The following is a 19,765-nucleotide window of genomic DNA, read 5'->3' on the forward strand; positions in this document are numbered from 1 at the left end:
GTGAAAGGGCATCCACGACGGTGCGTACGCGCATGCTGGTCCTCTCGGCGCTCTCCGGCGCCGCTCTGCTCGCCTCGACACTCCCCGCCGCGGCATCCGGAGGCGGGGAAGCCCCTGTCGGGGCCGCCGAACTGCTGGCCGAGGTGCAGAACTGCACCCGGATCTCCCAGGGGAAGTACCGGACGGACCAGAGCGCCGCAGCCACGGTCCCGGTCTGCGGGACCGACGAGGCCGTGTTCTGGGAAGCCGACATGGACATCGACTGCGACGGCCAGGTCAGCACCGTCTGCAACACGAGGACCGACCCCTCCTTCCAGCCGCAGACGGCGTTCCAGGGGTCGGACGGCAAGTACCTGGACTCCGCGGAGGTGCCGTACGTCGTCGTCCCCGGCCCGGGTCCGCTGTGGAACTACACCACGGCGGGGATCAAGGGCGGCGGTGTGGCCGCCGTCATCCATGACGGCAAGGTCCGCTACGCCGTCGTCGGTGACACAGGGCCCACCGGAGTGATCGGGGAGGGCTCGTACGGCCTGGCCCGTTCGCTCGGGATCGATCCGGACCCGAAAACCGGCGGCACGGCGTCCGGTGTCACCTACATCCTCTTCAGGCACTCCAAGGCGTCTCCGATCGAGAGTCCTGCCGCCGCCGTCAGCGCCGGAGAGGTGCTCGCCAGGAAGTTCATCGGGGGCACCTGAAGGGGCCGACGGACAGGGCAGCGGCTTTCCGAGTCCCGTCGTCCGTGACGGCCGCCGTGTGTCCGGTAGGGGCAGCCCGGCTGCCATCACTCGCCCGGCCGTCCCTCGCCCGGTACGAACGGGACCGCGACCGGAGCGCGACCGGACCGCGACCGGACCGCGACGGAACCGGGGGGAGCTGCCGCCCACGCCGTGAGCCGAGTAGGGTCGCGCCCGTGACTCTCCAGGACTTCGCCCGCAGCGAGTACATCAGCCTGACCACATACCGGAAGGACGGCACGCCCGTCGCGACGCCCGTCTGGGCCGCGGCGGACGGAGGCGTGCTGTACGTCTGGACGCGCTCCGACTCCTGGAAGGTCAAGCGGCTCCGCAACGACAGCCGGGTCCTCGTCACCGTCTGTGACGCCCGTGGCCGCGTCGCCGAGGGGGCGCCGAGTGCCGAGGGGACGGCTCGGCTGCTCGACGGCGACGCGATGGGAGCGGTGCGCAAGGTGCTCGCCCGCAAGTACACCTGGAAGTTCTGGCTCGTGGACTGGCCGGCCATGGTCGTTCGGCTCGGCAAGCGGCCCCACACGGGGATCGCCGTCACCTTCTGAGGGGCGCGTCGGACCCGGCCGCGCTTCCGGCGCACCACGCCGGAAAAGCGCGCGTAGTCCGCTCGTAACACGCCTGCGGTCGAATGCCCGCGGACTGGAGTGTCCCAGTCCCGGGCGACCGGTGAGGGCGACGATGACAGAGCATCAGCACGCTTCCGAAGTAAGGGCGTTCGCGCAGTACCTGCAGGACCTTGCTGCCCTGCTCGATCCCGGTCAGGGCTGGTACGGAGTGTTCTGCGCGCGCGATCCCGAAGGGATGCGCGCCTGCTTCGACGGCGCTGATGTCCCGCCCTGGGACGTGGTCGAGTCGTTGCTCCAGGACCTCGCAGCGGTGCGCGGCACCGCCTTCGCCGCGCGGGAATCCGTACGGGCCGCCGCGCTGTGCGCCGCGTCGGCCGCCGCGCACGACAGGCGCCCGGGCGGGCGCCAGGCCCTGGTCGACCGGCTGGACGTGATGCGCCGGGAACAGTCGTACGCGGCCGGGCGGATGCGGGCCGCCGGTGCGGACGGGGCGCGTGCACAGGACGGGGAGACTGAGGCGCTGGCCTGGGCGCGGGACGACCACGCCCGTGCCACGGCCCGCTGCACGGAACTCCGCAACCGGCTGGCGGCGGTCGGAAGGACGGTCCCGGAGAACTGGTTCCGGGCACAGGACGATGCGAGCGCGCCGGACACCGGGCACGTGCCCTCGATTCCTGGGCCCCGGCACCCTGAAGCGGCAGGCCCAGGGACCGGCCCGGAGGGGCAGCCCACTCCCGCGCCCAAGCGCAGCAAGCCCCGCGGCGCCCGCTTCGCGGGCCTGGAGATCGAGGACGGGACGGAGCCGGAACCGGTCCCGTCGGCCGTGCCCGGCCCGCCGGTCCCTCCGTCGGCCGCCGCCCCCCGAGGGGCGCGCTTCAGCGGTGCTCAGGCCGAGGAGAGCGCGGTTCGTGCCTCGCGGGCCCCGGAACCCGACCCCGCGGCACGCCGGGCCGCCGAGGGCGCCGTCGCACTGCTCGTACGGCTGCGCGCGGACGGCCGCAGCGGTGAGGCCCACGTCGTGCTCTGTGAAGCGGCCGCATGGCCCGCCGGGCATCTGCCGGTCCTCGCCGTCGCCCTCCATGGAGCCGGCCTGGCCGCAGACTGGGCGACCCTGCTGTGGGAGGTGTCCTCCCTGCCGCCCGCCGAACTGGCCTCCGCTGCAGGCGCGTTGGCCGCAGCCGGTCGTGCCGACGACTGCGGGCAGCTGTTACGGCAAGGGGTGGCCCGGCCTGCCGGTGAGATCGCCGACGCCGTGATCGCTCTCGACCGGGCGGGCCTGGAGCCGGAGGCGCGGGCACTGCTGGGCGCGTTCGTCCGCGTACGCACGCCGCAGGACGCGGCGTGCATCGCCGAGGGTGGACCGCCCCATCTCGTCCCCCAACTGCTCGCCGCGGCACGCGAGGTGTCGGCGGCGCGGGAGTGGGACCTGGTCCATGCCCTGCGAGTGGCGGGCATCGCGGTGCCGTAGGTCATTCCCGGGCCGGCGCCGGTGAGGTGACGGACGCCCCGTGGGGCTCCTGGGAGGAAGCTGTCCGCCCGGTCCGCCTGCGAAGCTACGTGCGGACCGGGCGACACACCCTCCGGGAAGCTGTGGACCGCTCGGGTATGAAACATGATCGACTTCGTCGGTTCACGGCGATGGTCTTGCCCCGCTGTGTGACGGGGCTTACGTTCTCCTCCTGTGCACCGTGTCTACGGGCGTAGAGAACGCAGAGGCTCTCTGACGCCGCGTCGAAGGAGCAGCTCATGTCCCACGTCGTACGCGCCGCACTCGTCCAGGCGACCTGGACCGGCGACACCGAGTCCATGATCGCCAAGCACGAGGAACACGCGCGCGAGGCCGCCCGGCAGGGCGCGAAGATCATCGGCTTCCAGGAGGTGTTCAACGCCCCGTACTTCTGCCAGGTCCAGGAACCCGAGCACTACCGCTGGGCCGAGCCCGTCCCGGACGGTCCGACGGTCCGGCGCATGCGTGACCTCGCCCGCGAGACCGGCATGGTGATCGTCGTACCCGTCTTCGAGGTCGAGCAGTCCGGCTTCTACTTCAACACCGCGGCGGTGATCGACGCCGACGGCACGTATCTCGGCAAGTACCGCAAGCACCACATCCCGCAGGTCAAGGGCTTCTGGGAGAAGTACTACTTCAAGCCCGGCAACATCGGCTGGCCGGTCTTCGACACCGCAGTCGGCAAGGTCGGCGTATACATCTGCTACGACCGGCACTTCCCCGAAGGCTGGCGGCAACTCGGGCTCAACGGAGCTCAGTTGGTGTACAACCCCTCCGCCACCTCCCGAGGGCTCTCCGGCCACCTGTGGCAGCTGGAACAGCCCGCCTCCGCCGTCGCCAACGAGTACTTCATCGCCGCGATCAACCGCGTCGGCCAGGAGGAGTACGGCGACAACGACTTCTACGGCACCAGCTACTTCGTCGACCCGCGCGGGCAGTTCGTCGGCGAGGTCGCGAGCGACAAGGAGGAGGAACTGGTCGTGCGCGACCTGGACTTCGGCCTGATCGAAGAGGTCCGGCAGCAGTGGGCGTTCTACCGGGACCGCAGGCCGGACGCGTACGACGGGCTGGTGGAGCCGTGACCGGACTGCACGAGAGGCACCTGGCCGTCAGTCCCGACTGGATGGCGCTCTACTACCGGCAGCCCCTGGAGCTCACCCACGGCGAGGGGCGCCATGTCTGGGACGCGGACGGAAACCGCTACCTCGACTTCTTCGGCGGAATCCTCACCACGATGACGGCGCACGCCCTGCCCGAGGTCACCAAGGCGGTCTCCGAGCAGGCGGGGCGGATCATCCACACCTCGACCCTCTACCTCAACCGCCCGATGGTCGAGCTCGCCGAGCGGATCGCCGCGCTCTCGGGCATCCCCGACGCCCGGGTCTTCTTCACCACCTCGGGCACCGAGGCCAACGACGCTGCCCTGCTCCTCGCCACCACCCACCGCGGGTCGAACCAGATCCTGGCGATGCGCAACAGCTACCACGGCAGGTCGTTCTCCGCCGTGTCCATCACGGGCAACAGGTCCTGGTCGACCACGAGCCTGTCGCCCCTGCAGACGCTGTACGTCCATGGCGGGGTCCGCAGCCGGGGCCCGTACGCGGAACTGAGCGACGAACGGTTCATCGAGGCATGCGTGGCCGATCTGGAGGACCTGCTCGGGCACACCCGGGACGCCGCCGCGCTGATCGCCGAACCCGTGCAGGGGGTGGGCGGGTTCACCGCACCCCCCGACGGGCTGTACGCGGCCTTCCGCGAGGTGCTCGACCGGCACGGAATCCTGTGGATCTCGGATGAGGTGCAGACCGGCTGGGGGCGTACGGGCGACCACTTCTGGGGCTGGCAGGCACACGCTTCGAGCGGCCCCCCTGACATCCTCACCTTCGCCAAGGGCATCGGCAACGGCATGTCCGTCGGTGGAGTCGTCGCCCGCGCCGACGTCATGAACTGCCTGGACGCCAACTCCATCTCGACGTTCGGCGGATCCCCGGTCACCATGGCGGCCGGGCTCGCCAACCTCTCGTACCTGCTGGAGCACGACCTCCAGGGCAACGCCCGGCGGGTCGGCGGCCTGCTCATCGAGCGTCTCCGGGCCGTCGGCGCGGGCTCGCCGGCCGTACGGGAGGTACGCGGCAGGGGGCTGATGATCGGCATCGAGCTGGTGAAGCCCGGCACCGACGAGGCCGACCCGGAGGCCGCGGCGGCCGTGCTCGAGGCGGCGCGTGCGGGCGGACTGCTCATCGGGAAGGGCGGCGGACACAACACCAGCGTCCTGCGGATCGCGCCGCCCCTGTCCCTGACGGTAGCTGAGGCCGAGGAGGGCGCGGACATCCTGGGCGAGGCTCTGCACGCGGCCGGGTGACGGCCCGGGGCGGGGTGAAGCGGAAACGGTCTTCAACGGTGAGCAGAACCGGTATCGCCACAGCGAGGAGGGGTACATGAGCCGCACCGTCATCCACGGCGGTCTCGTCATCACCGCGTCGGACGAGTTTCACGCCGACGTACTCATCGAGGGAGGACGCGTCGCCGCCCTCGCGGCCCAGGGCACCGACGCCGCGGCGGCCTGGAGCGCCGAGCGGAGGATCGACGCCACGGGGAAGTACGTCATTCCTGGAGGCGTCGACGCGCACACGCACATGGAGATGCCGTTCGGCGGGACCTTCGCCGCCGACACCTTCGAGACCGGCACCCGGGCCGCGGCCTGGGGCGGCACCACCACGATCGTCGACTTCGCCATCCAGACCATGGGCCGCTCGCTGCGTGAGGGACTAGACGCCTGGCACGAGAAGGCCGACGGCAACTGCGCCGTCGACTACGCCTTCCACATGATCCTGTCGGACGTGAACGAGTCCTCGCTCAAGGAGATGGACCGCCTGGTGGCGGAGGGCATCACCTCGTTCAAGCTCTTCATGGCCTACCCGGGTGTGTTCTACAGCGACGACGGCCAGATCCTCCGCGCCATGCAGCGGGCCTCGGACAACGGCGGTCTGATCATGATGCACGCGGAGAACGGCATCGCCATCGACGTCCTGGTCGAGCAGGCGCTCGCCGAGGGGCGCACCGATCCGCGCTACCACGGGGACGTGCGCAAGGTGGCGCTGGAGGCCGAGGCCACGCACCGGGCGGTCCAGCTGGCGAGGGTCGCGGGAGCGCCGCTGTACGTCGTCCACGTCTCTGCCGACGAAGCCGTCGCCGAGATCGCCGCCGCCCGCCACAAGGGGCTCCCGGTCTTCGGCGAGACCTGTCCGCAGTACCTCTTCCTCTCCACGGACAATCTCGCCGAGCCCGATTTCGAGGGCGCGAAGTACGTCTGCTCGACCCCGCTGCGCCCCCGGGAGCACCAGGAGGCGCTCTGGCGCGGACTTCGCAACAACGAGCTCCAGGTCGTCTCCACCGACCACTGTCCGTTCTGCTTCACGGGGCAGAAGGAGATGGGCCGCGGCGACTTCTCCAGGATCCCGAACGGCCTTCCGGGGGTGGAGAACCGGATGGACCTGCTCCACCAGGCCGTCGTCGACGGCCATATCTCCCGCCGGCGCTGGATCGAGATCGCCTGCGCCACCCCGGCGCGGATGTTCGGGCTGTATCCGCGCAAGGGTACGGTCGCGCCCGGCGCGGACGCCGACGTGGTGATCTACGACCCGCTCGCCGTCCAGACGCTGTCGGCCGACACGCACCACATGAACGTCGACTACTCGGCGTACGAGGGGAAGACCGTGACGGGGCAGGTCGAGACGGTCCTCTCGCGCGGCGAAGTCGTCATCGACCGGAGGAAGTACGTGGGCCGTGCCGGCCACGGCGCCTTCCTGCCCCGTTCCACGTGCCAGTACCTGGGGTGAGCGAGCACCCCACTGCGCCGTGGCGCAGCGGGATCTGACAGCCCGCCGGCATACGAAGCGGCCGTATGCCGGACGGTCCACCGGGCTCAGCCCGTCCGGCGGGCGCGCGCTGCTCCGGTGCCGGTGCACCGGAGCAGCCGGGACTTGTCCCCGGGCGTGGGCAGGCCGAGGACCCGGCCTGTCAGCAGGCTTGCGGGTTCTACTCCTTGACGAACGCCAGGAGGTCGGGGTTGATGACGTCCGGATGCGTCGAGAGCATGCCGTGGGGATAGCCCTCGTAGCTCTTCAGCCTGCCGTTCGGCAGGAGTTCGGCGGACAGGGGCCCCGAGTCCTCGTAGGGCACGATCTGGTCGTCGGTGCCGTGGGCGACCAGGACCGGCACCTCGATCTTCGTGAGGTCCTCGGTGAAGTCGGTCTCCGAGAAGGCCTTGATGCACTCGTAGTGGGCGTTCGCCGCGCCCCGCATGCCCTGCCGCCACCAGTTGTCGATCAGTCCCTGCGACACCTCGGCGCCGGGTCGGTTGAATCCGTAGAACGGACCCGACGGCACGTCGATGTAGAACTGCGCGCGGTTGGCGGCGAGGGAGGCCCGGAAGCCGTCGAAGACCTCGATCGGCAGGCCGCCGGGGTTCGCCGCCGACTTCACCATGACCGGCGGCACCGCGCTGACGAGCACGGCCTTCGCCACCCGCCCCGGCTCCGCCCGTGCAACGTACCTGGCCACTTCGCCGCCGCCGGTGGAATGGCCGATGTGCACGGCCTCCCGCAGGTCGAGTGCTTCGACCACGGTCGACACGTCCGCGGCGTAGGTGTCCATGTCGTGCCCGGAGGAGCTCTGGCCGGAGCGTCCGTGGCCCCGCCTGTCGTGGGCGATCACGCGATGGCCCCGGGCGAGGAAGAACAGCATCTGGCTGTCCCAGTCGTCGCCGCTGAGCGGCCAGCCGTGATGGAACATGACCGGCTGGGCGTCGCGCGGGCCCCAGTCCTTGTAGAAGATGTCCGTGCCGTCGATCGTGGTGACCGTGCCCATGGCCGATCCTTCCGCTTGAGACGCATGTGCGGTGGGACGTGCGGGAATTCATCAGCCTCACAAAGGCGGGACTGCCACCGCCGAGGAGGGCTGGACCGTGATTGAACGCCACAAACAATACCTTCAAGTTGCAAAACACTCATGTTGCGACATCGTGCCCACCTTGGGAGTGGGTAAGGCCCGGGGGAGGGGCTTCTCAGGGTGCCGCCGCACCAGCGGGGTGGGAGGGCCGTGCCGAGTCCTGCCGCCCCGCACGGCTCCGGCAATCACGCCGTGTCACCCCGCCCGGGCGCCTGACTGTGCCGCGCATTCCTCGCGGAGGGTCCGCCTTCCGTCGGGCAGCGGCGGGCCGCCGAGCCACCCTGCCGTGTGCTCACCGGGGCGGTGTCAACGGGGCCGGTTTTTACGCGCGTTGGCGCTGCGCCGGCGGTTCGTGACCTCCGCCGAGAGGCCGGGCCGGGCACCTGACACCGGCTCCTCGCGGATCCGCTCCCCGCGTCCACGCTCCGCGCGTAGACTCCCCCTTCCCAAAGCCCGCCGACGGGTCCAGGATTGGCCCCCCGCGACTCGCGTGCTCACGAGCCGCGGTGCCGGGCCGGGCGCCGGGCGATGTGGAAAGCTCTGCCGGAGCACGTCCACCGAGGGCGGCGCCGGCGGTTCTTCCGCCGCGCGCGCCGAGAGCACGGCGTACACCGGAAGGCAGCTCGCCCGCCGGTACGGTCACGGCATCCGTATCCCGCGCGCCACGTGTCAGTACTTCGACAAGGAGCATCTGTCATGGATTTTGGACTCGTCCTCCAGACCGACCCGCCCGCCTCGGCCGTCGTCGGGCTCATGCGCCGCGCGGAGAGGAACGGGTTCCGCTACGGCTGGACCTTCGACTCGGCCGTGCTGTGGCAGGAACCGTTCGTCATCTACAGCCGGATCCTCGAGCACACCGAGCGGATGATCGTCGGGCCGATGGTGACGAACCCGGGCACCCGCACCTGGGAGGTCACCGCCTCCACCTTCGCGACGCTGAACGAGATGTACGGCAACCGCACCGTCTGCGGCATCGGGCGCGGCGACTCCGCGATGAGGGTGGCGGGCCGCAAACCCAACACACTGGCCAGGCTTGGTGAGGCCATCGAGGTGATCCGGGACCTCGCGGAGGGGCGCGAGGCCACCGTCGACGGTCAGCCGGTCCAGATCCCGTGGGTGAAGGACGGCAGGCTGCCCGTCTGGATGGGCGCGTACGGACCCAAGGCCCTCGCGCTGGCCGGGGAGAAGGCCGACGGCTTCATCCTCCAGCTGGCCGACCCCTACCTCACCGAATGGATGATCAAGGCGGTACGCGACGCCGCGGCAGCAGCCGGCCGTGATCCGGATTCCGTCACCATCTGTGTGGCCGCGCCCGCCTACGTCGGCGAGGACCTGGACCACGCGCGGGAGCAGTGCCGCTGGTTCGGCGGCATGGTCGGCAACCACGTGGCGGACCTCGTCTCCCGGTACGGGGAGCACTCGGACCTGGTGCCCGAGGCCCTCACGGCGTACATCGCCGGCCGCTCGGGCTACGACTACAGCCATCACGGCCGCACCGGGAACCCGGACACGGCCTTCGTCCCCGACGAGATCGTCGACCGGTTCTGCCTGCTGGGTCCGCCCGAGGCGCACATCGAGAAGCTCCAGGTCCTGCGCGACCTGGGAGTCGACCAGTTCGCCGTGTACGACATGCACGACGCGCGAGAGGCGACCATCGACGCCTACGGCTCCACGGTCATCCCCGCGCTGTCGGCCTGATCCGCTCCAGGTACCCGCACCTCGCCGTCCCGCGTACCCGCAGCGGCTGTCCAGGCACCACACAGCCGCGCCCCGCACGGCACCTCTCCCGAGCGAAGGGTCACGTCACCATGACCGCTACCGTCCCACCCGTCCCACCATCCGCCCCCCGAGAGCCGATAGCCGACCCCTCGGGGCGGATCGAACTCCCTCCCGGGGCCGTCCCGGACGACTCCCGCTTCGTCAACGAGGACCTGCTGCCGGTGCCCCTGGAGCGGCGCCGCTGGACCACGTACAACTTCGCCGCGCTGTGGATCGGGATGGCGCACAACATCCCGTCCTGGCTGCTGGCCTCCGGGCTGGTCGCGCTCGGCATGGACTGGAAGCAGGCCGTCCTCACGATCGCGCTGGCCAACGTGATCGTGCTGGCCCCGATGCTGCTGACCGGGCACGCCGGGCCCAAGTACGGCATCCCCTTCCCTGTGCTGGCCAGGGCCTCCTTCGGGCTGCGCGGCGCCAATCTGCCGGCGCTGATCAGGGCGGCGGTCGCCTGTGCCTGGTTCGGGATCCAGACCTGGATCGGCGGCGTCGGGATCTTCACACTGCTCGGCAAGATCTTCGGGGGCTGGGCACGGGCCGGGGAGATCGGCGGGCAGCCCTGGACGCTGTGGCTCTGCTTCGCCCTCTTCTGGGCGCTCGAACTCGCCATCATCTACCGGGGTATGGACACCCTGCGCCGCTTCGAGAACTGGGCGGCGCCCTTCGTCATCGTCGGTGCGGTGGTCCTGCTCGTCTGGGTCGCCGTCAAGGCGGGCGGATTCGGCCCGCTCCTGGACCAGCCCTCCACACTCGGCTGGGGCGAGGACTTCTGGCCCGTCTTCTTCCCGTCACTCATGGGCATGATCGCCTTCTGGTCCACGCTCTCCCTCAACATCCCCGACTTCACGCGCTTCGGCGCCGGCCAACGTGCCCAGATCCGGGGGCAGTCGCTCGGGCTGCCGACCACGATGACCTTCTTCGCGCTGCTCTCCGTCTTCGTCACCTCCGGTTCCCAGGCCGTGTACGGGGAGGCGATCTGGGATCCGGTGCAGCTCGTCGCGAAGACCGACAACGTCTTCGGCCTCCTCTTCGGGCTCATCACCGTGCTGGTGGCGACCATCTCCGTGAACATCGCGGCCAACGTCGTCTCACCGGCGTACGACCTGGCGAACCTCGCCCCGAAGCTCATCAACTTCCGTACGGGCGCTCTGATCACCGGGGTCGTCGGTGTCCTGATCATGCCGTGGAAGCTCACCGAGACGCCCGAGCTGTACATCTTCACCTGGCTGGGCCTGGTGGGAGGACTGCTCGGTACGGTGGCCGGCATCCTGATCGCCGACTACTGGATCATCCGCCGCACCGTTCTCGACCTGCCGGACCTCTACCTGCCAGGAGGCCGCTACTGGTACACGGGCGGGTGGAACTGGCGCGCCGTGGTGTCCTTCGCCGTCGGCGGGGTCCTCGCGGTGGGCGGCTCCCACTCGGCCCCGGGCAAGGGGCCGTTCCCGGCCGACGGCCTGATCCCGTTCATCGAGCCGCTCGCCGACTACGGCTGGGCCGTCGGGCTGGTCTCCTCGCTGCTGGTGTACACCGTCCTGAGCCGGGGGCTCAGGACTGCGCCGGAGCCCGGCCGAGCACGGCGCTGACGTCGACCGTCTCGTCCGCGGACGGCGTGGCCGTGGGCACCGGCTTGTCGAAGCCGGAGAAGTCCACGGCCGCGTCCGCCCCGTCACCCTTCACGGTGATCCGCACGGGGTAGTGCGTGCCACCGGTATCCACGTAGGCCGTCAACTTCTGTCCGTCGAGGGTTCTGGTGACCGGGACGGTCCGCACGCCGTCGACGGACGTCGCCCTCCCCTTGGTGAACGTTCCGGCGGCAGTGTCGGAGTTGTCGGCGTTGTCGGAGACCAGTTCGAGGAAGGTGTCGAGATCGCATGCCTCCACGACCGGCCGCAGCCTGGAGTCGGAGGCCGATCCCTTCATGTACCGCCCGGCGAGGACGGACTCGAAGGCCGAGCCGCCGACCGGAACCTGGTTCTCCCAGAAGGCCGAGTCCGGCTTCAGCCAGACCGCGTCGCCCCGCTTGACGATCTCCACCGAGCCCTTGTCCTTGCCCAGGTCGACGTCGCCCGCGCAGTTGCCGCTCCGGTCCAGCCTGAGGTCGACCGTCATCGGCGAGCGGTTCTCCCCGAGGTCGCCCCGGGCACGCAGGTGCAGGGACCGCACGTCAAGCAGGGCGTCCCGGGAGCGGTCGGCGATCTGCTCGGCCGGCAGGGACTCGATGTCGTCGACCGCCTGCGCGGCCGTGCCGCCGGTGACGGCGAGTACGACCGCCGTCGCGCAGGCGGCGGCACGCGTGGCCATACGCTGTCCTGTCACGGTGCCTCCTGGGAAACGTCCCTGCTCAGGGCCTTCTCGAGAGGTATTCACCCCTATTGGCGAGCGTACGCCCGCGCACAGTTGCGTGCTCGGCGGGCCGGATCACGGAGGGTGAGGTTCGGCGCTGTTTTCGGTCACGGAGCGCGGGGGAGGGCAGCCGTGGAAATCGCCGGAACTCGACCGGAAACAAGGGGAGACATGATGAAGCTGTTCAAGGGCAACGCCGTCCGCACGCTGGCGCGGGGTGCAGCCGCCACCGGCCTGACCTTCGCACTCGCCGTTCCGGCGACCGCCGCGGTGGCCGTCGCGCCCGCCGCGGCCATTCCGCCCGGGCTGTCCTGCGACACCGGCAAGCACGCGATCGACGACTACACCGGATACGCGCTCTGCAGGAACAACGGCTCCGCCACACAGACCTTCTGGGTGCACCTGGTCTGCGGCTGGTCCCCCGATGTGGACGGTGAGCACGTCACGCTGAGGCCGGGCGAGTCCGGGCAGTCGACCGCCCACTGTGCCGGCCTCGGTTCGGGGATCGGCGAGATCCACGTGCGGCCTTAGTGCTCCGCAGCCGGACGCCCGTCTTCCGTTCTTCCTCCGTGGGGGCAGGGGAGACGGGACCGGAACGCCAGCAGTGCTTGAGCGAGCCCCCACGCCTCGTTACTCTCCAGTAGACCCGCTCGGGCGGACTCCGGGCGGACCCCGGGGCCGGGGCCCCGGCGGACGCGAGGAGGCGGTGGCGATGTCCTCAGCAGACCCCACGGAGCGGACCGGACCGACCAGGCCCGCGGAGCCGCCCGTACAGCCCGGACTCACCGACTGCGCACGGGAACTGGCGGAGGGCCTGACCACCTCGTCCGGGCTGGTCGCCGGGGCGCTCGCACGCATCGAGGCGAGCCGTTCCACCCTCAACGCCTTCCGTCAGCTGCGCACGGAAGCCGCGCTCAGGGAGGCCGCCGAGGCCGACCGGCGGCTGGCGGCGGGGGAGCGGCTTCCGCTGCTCGGGGTGCCCGTCGCCGTCAAGGACGACACCGACGTCGCCGGTATGCCGACCTACTTCGGCTGTGACGGCGCACTGCCGCCCGCCACCGCCGACAGCGAGGCCGTCCGCAGACTCCGCGCCGCCGGGGCCGTCGTCGTCGGCAAGACCAATTCCTGCGAGCTGGGGCAGTGGGCCTTCACCGAAGGACCCGCCTTCGGCGTCACCCGTAACCCCTGGAGCAACGAGCACACGCCGGGCGGTTCGTCCGGCGGCTCCGCGGCGGCCGTCGCCGCCGGGCTCGTCCCCGCCGCCCTGGGTTCGGACGGGGCCGGGTCCATCCGCATCCCCGCCGCCTGGACCCATCTCGTCGGCATCAAACCGCAGCGCGGCCGGATCTCCGTGCACCCCCACAGCGACGCCTTCCAAGGCCTCACGGTCAACGGCCCCCTCGCCCGTACCGTCGCGGACGCCGCCCTCCTCCTGGACGCCGCGGCAGGACCGCACCCCGGTGACCCGCACCGGCCACCCGCCGTCGACGCCTCCGCCGCGGCCCGCCGCGACCCGGGCAGGCTGCGCATCGGCCTCTCCCTGCGGCCGCCGCTCACCCTCACCCGCAACGAGCCCCACCCGGAGGTCCTGAGCGCCGTCACCGCGCTCGCCGAAGCGCTCGCCCGGCTGGGCCACCACGTCGAGGAGGCCCGCCCCCGCTACGGGCTGATCGGCCTCTCCTTCGTGCCCAGGGCCACAGCAGGTATCGCCGAACTGGCCGCGCTGCATCCCGAACCAGGGCTCCTGGACCCACGCACCCGCAGCGCCCTGCGCACCGGGACCCGCCTCGGCGGCCGGATCGTGCGGGCCGCCCGCGCGCGGGAGGTGCGCCAGCATGCCAGAGTCGGCGCCTTCTTCGACACGGCCCGCGGCGAACGGGGCTACGACGTGCTGCTCACCCCGACCACGGCCGCACCGCCGCCACGGGTCGGGGCCTTCGACCACCTCAGCGCCTGGCGCACCGACCTCGCGATGACCTCGGCCTGCCCGTACGCCTGGCCCTGGAACGTCCTCGGCTGGCCCGGCATCAACGTCCCCGCGGGCTTCACCCGTGACGGCCTGCCCCTCGGGGCCCAGCTCCTCGGCCCCTCCCGGAGCGAGGCCCGGCTCATCTCGCTCGCGGCCCAGCTGGAGGCCGACCGGCGCTGGTACGAGTACCGCCCGCCGCCGCTCAGCGCGGCCGGCGGGCGCTGACCACCCCCACTCCCGCCCGCAGCAGGACACCCTCCGGCGTCTCGTAGGGCCGGAACACGTCGGTCATCGCGGCGTGCGTGCGGTCGGTGACCGGCGGCCCTGCGTCCGGGAGACGAAGAAGTCCACCGCGTCCGCCGCGTCCTCACCCCAGCGGGTCGCGGCGGTCACCGGTGCGCCGGTGGCGGCGTCGAAGAGGGCCGCGTCGAACGGCGCCGGCATCGCTTCGTACCGGTCGGGGTGATCGGCCCAGTGCCGGCCGAGCGGACCGTTTCACGCCTCCGCGGTCTTCACGTGCGCTCCACGGCAGCCGTCCGCATGACCGCCTCGACACGCTCGACGGCGCAGATCGCGCCGAAGGCGATCAGGTGGACCAGGCAGTGATCCGTGAACGGCGGGACGCGCCAGGCAGCCACGTCCTCGTCCGTGATCCGGTACGGGGCCCGCGCGGCGAGCAGCGCCAGCCTGGCTCCCGGCCGGTCCGTCCGTTCCGGCAGCCGTGCCGCCAGGGGCAGCGGTGTGACGCCGTCCCAGGCCGCCACCGACTGCCGTACGAACGCGGCGTCCTCGTCGCCCAGCAGCCCCGCCCCCTGGTACGCGGCCGTGCGCAGCGCGCCGTAGGCAGTGCCGACCGGGCTGCCGGCGGCCCACGGCGGGGCCTCACCGGTGGTGCCGAGCAGCGGCAGGGATGTGCCGGGACGCAGCTCGCGGCGCACGGTGGCCGCCAGCGACCGGCCCGCCGTCCTCCGCACCAGCCGGTACCTCTCCAAGCCGCCGGGCAGCATCTGTTCGGACAGGAGCGAGGACACCACCCGGTTGATGAAGTGGAAGGCGAGCGCGGTCCCCGCGTACTCGGCCGCCTCGTGCGCCGGGAACGGCTGCGGTGTGCTCATGTCCTTGCCCCAGGCGAGCAGTCGGCGGTCGCCGGGGTCCTCCGGCTCGTCGCCCCGCAGGACCGTCTCGGCGAGCCGGTGGTCGCCGGTGGCATGCAGCAGCACGGCGTGCGCGGTCGCGCAGAACGGACAGCGGTTGGCCAGGGAGACCCCCGCCGCCACCAGTTCCTTCCCGGTGCGCGACGCGTGCCCGGCGAGCAGCGACTCCCGCATGAGGGCCCAGGTGGCGGTGAGCAGGGGAGGGGAGGCGGACAGGACGACGAAGGTCGTCGCGTCCTTGATGCCGAAATCGGTGGCGAGTTGCGCGTATACGTCGGCCACCTCTCCGGTGGCGGACTTCGGCGGTTCGGGCGAGGTGTAACGGAAGGGTCCGGTCATGGCGACGATGCTCACCCGCGCGGCCCGCCCGGGGCGTCGTACGGAGGAAGACAGTTACGGCTGCCCCGGGACGACGGGAAAACGTACGCACTACTCCCCGGGGAGCAGTGCACGCCCCGTCCTCCAGGACGACGCGCCCGTCGGCGTACGGGAGTTAGTCTGCCGCTCATGCGGGGGAACATCGACCGGCGGACACTGCTGGACACAGCGGCCGCGGCGGCCGTCGGGGCGGTGGTCGTCGCGGCGGCGTGCCTGGCCTCCTCGCCCGGAGCCCTCGATGTGCTGCTCGTCGCGGCCGGCTCCCTGGCGCTCGCCGCGCACCGCCGGGCGCCGCGCGTCGTGCTCGTCGTGACCACGCTGTGCATGTTCGGATACGCCGTCCACGCGCACCCGGGGAGCTGGGTGGCGCTCCCCGTGGTGGTGGCCGTCCACGCGGCGGCGCGCAACGGGCACCGGGCGCAGGCGGTCGCCGCCGGGGCACTGTTCCTCCTGGGCTACACCGTGGTGCTGCTCGTGTCCGTGCCGGGCGTCCAGGACACCGTCGAGCGCGTGCTGCTCCTGCTCGGCTGGTTCCTGTGCGCCGGGGTCACCGGCCTCATCGACAAGAACTGGCAGGCATATCTGCGCCAGACCGAGCAGCGCGCCCTGGACGCCGAACGCACCCGGGAGGAGACGGCTCTGCGGCGGGCCGGCGAGGAACGGCTTCGTATCGCCCGCGAACTGCACGACTCGCTCACCCACTCCATCTCGATCGTGAAGCTCCAGGCCGGGGTGGCCGTCCATCTCGCCCGCAAGCGGGGCACGGAAGTGGAGCCGGCGCTGCTCGCCATCCAGGAGGCGAGCGGCGAGGCGATGCGGGAGCTCCGCTCGACGCTGGAGGTGCTCCGCACGGATGTGGTGGACCCCGGTACCGGTCTCGACCGGATGGACGAGCTCGCCGGGCGGGCCAGGGCCGCGGGCATCGCCCTGGCCGTCGTCGTCGAGGGTGACGTGCGGGCTCTTCCGGCCGACGTCGACGGCGCGGCGTACCGCATCGTGCAGGAGGCCCTCACCAACGTCGCCCGGCACGCCGACCGGGCGGGGACGTCCGTGCGGATCACCTACGCGGACACGGTGCTCGTCGTGACCGTCGACGACGACGGCCCGTGCCTGCCCGGTGCCGCCGTGACCCCGGGCACCGGGCTGACCGGCATGCGCGAGCGCGTCACCGCTCTCGGCGGCACCCTCGAAACCGCGCCCCGGGAGCGAAGAGGCTTCTCGGTACGGGCGGAACTGCCGCTGGAACCCCGGAGGGCCACAGGATGATCCGTGTCGCGATCGTCGACGACCAGGCCCTGATGCGCGCCGGATTCCGTGCCCTGCTGGACGCCGAGGACGGCATCGAGGTCGTCGGGGAGGCCGCCGACGGGCGCACGGGCGTGGAGCTGGTCCGCGGCCACACCCCGGACGTGGTGCTCATGGACGTACAGATGCCCGTCATGACCGGCATCGAGGCCACGCGTGAGATCGCCGCCGACCCGGCGCTCGCCGGCGTGCACGTCGTCATCCTCACCAACTACGGACTCGACGAGTACGTCTTCGACGCCCTGCGCGCCGGGGCAGCCGGATTCCTCCTCAAGGACACCGAACCGGCCGAGCTCCTCCGGGCCGTCGGGGTCGCGGTGAGCGGCGACGCGCTGCTCTCGCCCGCCGTGACCCGACGGCTGATCGGCGAATTCGTCTCCCGGCCGCCCGACCGTGCCACCGCCCCGGGTCTGGAGACGCTCACCCGGCGTGAGCGCGAGGCGACCGCTCTGGCGGCCCGGGGGCTGACCAACGAGGAGATCGCCGTCCACATGGTGGTCAGTCCTTTCACGGCCAAGACGCACATCAGCCGGGCCATGACCAAGCTGGGCGCACGGGACCGGGCCCAGCTGGTCGTCTTCGCGTACGAGTCCGGGCTGGTCGAGGCGCGCAGGCCTCCCGGAGTCCCGGGCCCCGCCGGACAGGAGTGATCCGTTCCGCGGAATGGGCGCGGGCCACTGTGGAGACGTGACCGGTCACGAGATATCTTGATGTCAAGCAATGTTGCAGACGTGGAGCGGAGCACCCGGTGACTGACTCGACCATCATCTATACGCACACCGACGAGGCCCCTGCGCTGGCGACGTACTCGTTCCTGCCTGTCGTCGAGGCCTACGCCTCGACCGCGGGTGTCACGGTGGAGCGCCGCGACATCTCCCTGGCGGGGCGGATCATCGCCGGTTTCCCGGAGCGCCTCAAGGCCGATCAGCGTATCGATGACGCGCTCGCCGAGCTCGGTGAGCTGGCCAGGACTCCCGGCGCGAACATCATCAAGCTGCCCAACATCTCGGCCTCGATCCCGCAGCTGAAGGCCGCGATCGCAGAGCTCCAGGAGCAGGGCTACGCGCTTCCCGACTACCCGGACGACCCGCGGACCGACGAGGACAAGGACGTCCGCGCACGGTACGACAAGGTCAAGGGCAGCGCGGTGAACCCCGTCCTGCGTGAGGGCAACTCCGACCGCCGCGCCCCCGCGTCGGTCAAGAACTACGCCAAGGCGCACCCGCACCGCATGGGCGCCTGGAGCGCCGACTCGAAGACGAACGTCGCCACCATGGGCGTCGACGACTTCCGCTCGACGGAGAAGTCCGTCGTCATCGGTGAGGCCGGTTCGCTGCGCATCGAGCTCGCGGGCGACGACGGCACCACCACCGTGCTGCGCGAGTCCGTCCCGGTTCTCGCGGGCGAGGTCGTGGACGCGGCCGTCATGCGTGTCGCCGCCCTGCGCGAGTTCTTCACCGCCCAGGTCGCCCGCGCCAAGGCCGAGGACGTCCTGTTCTCCGTACACCTCAAGGCCACGATGATGAAGGTCTCCGACCCGATCATCTTCGGCCACGTGGTCCGCGCCTTCTTCCCGAACACCTTCGCCAAGTACGGCGACGTGCTCGCGGCGGCCGGCCTGACCCCGAACGACGGCCTCGGCGGCATCCTCAAGGGCCTCGACTCCCTGCCGGAGTCGGGCGCCGAGATCAAGGCGTCCTTCGAGGCCGAGCTCGCCGAGGGCCCCGCCCTGGCGATGGTCGACTCCGACAAGGGCATCACCAACCTGCACGTGCCGAGCGACGTCATCGTCGACGCGTCCATGCCCGCCATGATCCGCACCTCCGGCCACATGTGGGGCCCGGACGGCAACGAGGCCGACACCATCGCGGTACTGCCCGACAGCAGCTACGCGGGCGTCTACCAGGTCGTCATCGACGACTGCCGCGCCAACGGCGCCTTCGACCCGTCGACCATGGGCTCCGTACCCAACGTCGGTCTGATGGCGCAGAAGGCCGAGGAGTACGGCAGCCACGACAAGACCTTCGAGGTCCCCACCACCGGCACGGTGCGGGTCGTCGACGGCAAGGGCGACGTCGTGCTGGAGCAGGCCGTCGGCGCCGGTGACATCTTCCGGATGTGCCAGACCAAGGACCTCCCGATCCAGGACTGGGTCAAGCTCGCCGTCACCCGCGCCCGCGCGACCGGCAACCCGGCCGTGTTCTGGCTCGACGAGGGCCGCGCGCACGACGCCAACCTCATCACCAAGGTCAACGCCTACCTCGCCGAGCACGACACCGACGGCCTGGACATCTCCATCCGGACGCCGGAGGAGGCCACGGCCTTCTCCCTGGAGCGCATCCGCCGCGGCGAGGACACCATCTCGGTCACCGGCAACGTGCTGCGTGACTACCTCACCGACCTCTTCCCCATCCTCGAGCTGGGCACCAGCGCGAAGATGCTCTCCGTCGTCCCGCTCATGAACGGCGGCGGACTCTTCGAGACCGGCGCCGGCGGCTCCGCGCCCAAGCACGTCCAGCAGCTGGTCAAGGAGGACTACCTGCGCTGGGACAGCCTGGGTGAGTTCCTCGCGCTCGCGGTCAGCTTCGAGCACCTCGCCACCACCACGGACAACGCGCGCGCCAAGGTCCTCGGCGACACCCTGGACCGTGCGACGGGCACCTTCCTCAACGAGGACAAGTCCCCGAGCCGCAAGCTCGGTGGCATCGACAACCGCGGCAGCCACTTCTACCTGGCGCTCTACTGGGCCCAGGAGCTGGCGCAGCAGACCGAGGACGCCGCGCTCGCCGAGGCCTTCGGTCCGCTCGCAAGGACGCTGGCCGAGCAGGAGCAGACCATCGTCGGCGAGCTGGCCGCCGTCCAGGGCAAGCCCGCCGACATCGGCGGCTACTACCAGCCCGACCCGGCGAAGGCGGAGGCCGTCATGCGTCCGTCGGCCACCTTCAACAAGGCCATCGCGACCCTGGGCTGATCCCCGGCCGCGCAGGGCGGACACCACCGCCCGGCCGCACACCCGCACGTAAGACCGCCCCGGCAGGCACCCGCCCGCCGGGGCGGTCGTGCGTGCG

The 19,765-nt window shown here is 71.3% G+C and carries 17 protein-coding genes; 13 read left to right on the forward strand and 4 right to left on the reverse strand.

The features are described from left to right. Positions 1–20 precede the first annotated feature (20 nt). The 6 genes from BFF76_RS22390 to hydA all read left to right on the forward strand — a co-directional run bounded on the left by BFF76_RS22390 (position 21) and on the right by hydA (position 6,658). A complete protein-coding gene (locus BFF76_RS22390; RefSeq protein WP_381823977.1) occupies positions 21–695 on the forward strand; it encodes a glycoside hydrolase family 75 protein in 675 nt (224 codons plus the stop codon). Between the two features lie 215 nt (positions 696–910). Then, on the forward strand, positions 911–1,291 hold the full coding sequence (locus BFF76_RS22395) for a PPOX class F420-dependent oxidoreductase (RefSeq protein ID WP_031089648.1): 381 nt from the start codon (positions 911–913) through the stop codon (positions 1,289–1,291). A 133-nt stretch (positions 1,292–1,424) separates the two neighbouring features. After that, positions 1,425–2,780 (forward strand): hypothetical protein, encoded by a 1,356-nt coding sequence (locus BFF76_RS22400; protein ID WP_031089649.1) that lies wholly within the window; start codon positions 1,425–1,427, stop codon positions 2,778–2,780. A gap of 278 nt (positions 2,781–3,058) precedes the next feature. Next, the gene (locus BFF76_RS22405; protein WP_031089650.1) at positions 3,059–3,901 is read left to right on the forward strand and encodes a nitrilase-related carbon-nitrogen hydrolase; all 843 of its coding nucleotides are present in this window, start codon (positions 3,059–3,061) and stop codon (positions 3,899–3,901) included. Continuing rightward, positions 3,898–5,181, forward strand: coding sequence for an aspartate aminotransferase family protein (locus tag BFF76_RS22410; RefSeq protein ID WP_065848925.1), 1,284 nt, complete (start codon positions 3,898–3,900; stop codon positions 5,179–5,181). Before BFF76_RS22405 ends, BFF76_RS22410 begins: the two co-directional genes overlap by 4 nt. A gap of 76 nt (positions 5,182–5,257) precedes the next feature. Then, the gene (hydA, locus tag BFF76_RS22415; protein ID WP_031089652.1) at positions 5,258–6,658 is read left to right on the forward strand and encodes a dihydropyrimidinase; all 1,401 of its coding nucleotides are present in this window, start codon (positions 5,258–5,260) and stop codon (positions 6,656–6,658) included. A 199-nt stretch (positions 6,659–6,857) separates the two neighbouring features. Here hydA and BFF76_RS22420 read toward each other — a convergent pair whose 3' ends face one another. Continuing rightward, positions 6,858–7,688: an alpha/beta fold hydrolase gene (locus BFF76_RS22420; protein WP_065848926.1), complete on the reverse strand. Its 831-nt coding sequence runs from the start codon at positions 7,686–7,688 to the stop codon at positions 6,858–6,860. Positions 7,689–8,465: 777 nt separating this feature from the next. Here BFF76_RS22420 and BFF76_RS22425 point away from each other — a divergent pair. Together BFF76_RS22425 and BFF76_RS22430 are read left to right on the forward strand one after the other, a co-directional pair. After that, on the forward strand, positions 8,466–9,467 hold the full coding sequence (locus BFF76_RS22425) for a TIGR03842 family LLM class F420-dependent oxidoreductase (RefSeq protein WP_031089657.1): 1,002 nt from the start codon (positions 8,466–8,468) through the stop codon (positions 9,465–9,467). A gap of 110 nt (positions 9,468–9,577) precedes the next feature. Continuing rightward, entirely contained in the window at positions 9,578–11,131 is a 1,554-nt protein-coding gene (locus tag BFF76_RS22430; RefSeq protein WP_065848927.1) for an NCS1 family nucleobase:cation symporter-1, read from the forward strand. Here the strand turns inward: BFF76_RS22430 and BFF76_RS22435 are convergent. After that, positions 11,094–11,864 (reverse strand): hypothetical protein, encoded by a 771-nt coding sequence (locus BFF76_RS22435; RefSeq protein WP_065848928.1) that lies wholly within the window; start codon positions 11,862–11,864, stop codon positions 11,094–11,096. The genes BFF76_RS22430 and BFF76_RS22435 overlap by 38 nt on opposite strands. 198 nt (positions 11,865–12,062) lie before the next feature. On the opposite strand from BFF76_RS22435, the gene BFF76_RS22440 reads away from it, so the two are divergent. Both BFF76_RS22440 and BFF76_RS22445 read left to right on the forward strand, forming a co-directional pair. Continuing rightward, on the forward strand, positions 12,063–12,422 hold the full coding sequence (locus BFF76_RS22440; protein ID WP_031089663.1) for a hypothetical protein: 360 nt from the start codon (positions 12,063–12,065) through the stop codon (positions 12,420–12,422). Positions 12,423–12,603: 181 nt separating this feature from the next. Beyond that, positions 12,604–14,085 (forward strand): amidase, encoded by a 1,482-nt coding sequence (locus BFF76_RS22445; RefSeq protein WP_065848929.1) that lies wholly within the window; start codon positions 12,604–12,606, stop codon positions 14,083–14,085. Positions 14,086–14,148: 63 nt separating this feature from the next. Here the strand turns inward: BFF76_RS22445 and BFF76_RS33060 are convergent, their stop codons facing one another. Both BFF76_RS33060 and BFF76_RS22450 read right to left on the reverse strand, forming a co-directional pair. Continuing rightward, the gene (locus tag BFF76_RS33060; protein WP_167359521.1) at positions 14,149–14,304 is read right to left on the reverse strand and encodes a hypothetical protein; all 156 of its coding nucleotides are present in this window, start codon (positions 14,302–14,304) and stop codon (positions 14,149–14,151) included. A gap of 68 nt (positions 14,305–14,372) precedes the next feature. Further along, the gene (locus BFF76_RS22450; protein WP_065848930.1) at positions 14,373–15,353 is read right to left on the reverse strand and encodes a carboxymuconolactone decarboxylase family protein; all 981 of its coding nucleotides are present in this window, start codon (positions 15,351–15,353) and stop codon (positions 14,373–14,375) included. A gap of 168 nt (positions 15,354–15,521) precedes the next feature. Here BFF76_RS22450 and BFF76_RS22455 point away from each other — a divergent pair, with 168 nt between their 5' ends. The 3 genes from BFF76_RS22455 (at position 15,522) to BFF76_RS22465 (ending at position 19,668) form a co-directional block, all read left to right on the forward strand. Next, entirely contained in the window at positions 15,522–16,658 is a 1,137-nt protein-coding gene (locus BFF76_RS22455) for a sensor histidine kinase (protein WP_053930775.1), read from the forward strand. Next, positions 16,655–17,347, forward strand: coding sequence for a response regulator transcription factor (locus BFF76_RS22460; RefSeq protein WP_031089668.1), 693 nt, complete (start codon positions 16,655–16,657; stop codon positions 17,345–17,347). The genes BFF76_RS22455 and BFF76_RS22460 overlap by 4 nt, the downstream gene beginning before the upstream one ends. Positions 17,348–17,445: 98 nt before the next feature. Next, positions 17,446–19,668, forward strand: coding sequence for an NADP-dependent isocitrate dehydrogenase (locus BFF76_RS22465; RefSeq protein ID WP_053930776.1), 2,223 nt, complete (start codon positions 17,446–17,448; stop codon positions 19,666–19,668). The last annotated feature ends 97 nt before the right edge of the window (positions 19,669–19,765 follow it).

This window comes from Streptomyces mutomycini, from assembly GCF_001700505.1.
Classification (GTDB): domain Bacteria; phylum Actinomycetota; class Actinomycetes; order Streptomycetales; family Streptomycetaceae; genus Streptomyces; species Streptomyces mutomycini.